This is a genomic window from Aliibacillus thermotolerans, from assembly GCF_027853235.1.
Lineage (GTDB): Bacteria > Bacillota > Bacilli > Bacillales > Marinococcaceae > Aliibacillus > Aliibacillus thermotolerans.
This window is the reverse complement of record NZ_WKJG01000104.1, coordinates 1-1,078: the sequence shown is the minus strand read 5'-3', so window position 1 is coordinate 1,078 and position 1,078 is coordinate 1. Positions and strand designations below refer to the sequence as shown.

The 1,078-nt window shown below is 53.1% G+C and carries 1 rRNA gene; it reads right to left on the bottom strand.

Annotation, left to right across the window (positions count from 1 at the left end):
• Window positions 1-1,027: ribosomal RNA gene (locus GJS40_RS13960) — 23S ribosomal RNA — on the bottom strand; the annotation flags it as partial.
• Window positions 1,028-1,078: the final 51 nt, after the last annotated feature.

The window sequence follows — 1,078 nt, the reverse complement described above, 5'->3', positions numbered from 1 at the left end:
AAACAAGTCATTGGCATTCGGAGTTTGACTGAATTCGGTAATCCTATAGGGACCCCTAGTCCAATCAGTGCTCTACCTCCAAGACTCTATCTACCGAGGCTAGCCCTAAAGCTATTTCGGGGAGAACCAGCTATCTCCGAGTTCGATTGGCATTTCACCCCTACCCACACCTCATCCCCGCAATTTTCAACTTACGTGGGTTCGGGCCTCCAGCAGGTGTTACCCTGCCTTCACCCTGGACATGGGTAGCTCACCCGGTTTCGGGTCTGCGACCGCATACTCACACGCCCTATTCAGACTCGCTTTCGCTACGGCTCCGTGTGCTAACACTTAACCTCGCATACGATCGCAACTCGCCGGTTCATTCTACAAAAGGCACGCCGTCATCCGGTACCCCAAAGGGGTCATCGGACTCCGACTACTTGTAGGCACACGGTTTCAGGTTCTCTTTCACTCCCCTCCCGGGGTGCTTTTCACCTTTCCCTCACGGTACTGGTTCACTATCGGTCACTAGGGAGTATTTAGCCTTGGGAGATGGTCCTCCCGGATTCCGACGGGGTTTCCCGTGTCCCGTCGTACTCAGGATCCACTCCGGAGGAAATGACGTTTCGACTACCGGGCTATTACCGTGTATCGCGGGCCTTTCCAGACCGCTTCGTCTACGCCATTTCTTTGTAACTCCATATGGAGTGTCCTACAACCCCCGGTACTCCACTCAACTCTGCCTTTGCAGAACTGAGTGGAATACCGGGTTTGGGCTGTTTCCCGTTCGCTCGCCGCTACTGAGGAAATCGCGATTGCTTTCTCTTCCTCCAGGTACTAAGATGTTTCAGTTCCCTGGGTCTGCCTTCTCACACCGTATAGATTCGGGTGTGGATACCATTCAATGAAGAATGGTGGGTTGCCCCATTCGGAAATCCCCGGATCAAAGCTTACTTACAGCTCCTCGGGGCGTATCGCCGTTCGTCGCGTCCTTCATCGGCTCCTAGTGCCAAGGCATTCACCGTGCGCCCTTGATTACTTAACCTAACAAAGATGAGTCTTGTAAAGAATAAGCGTCGAATCTCTTTGTCAGCTG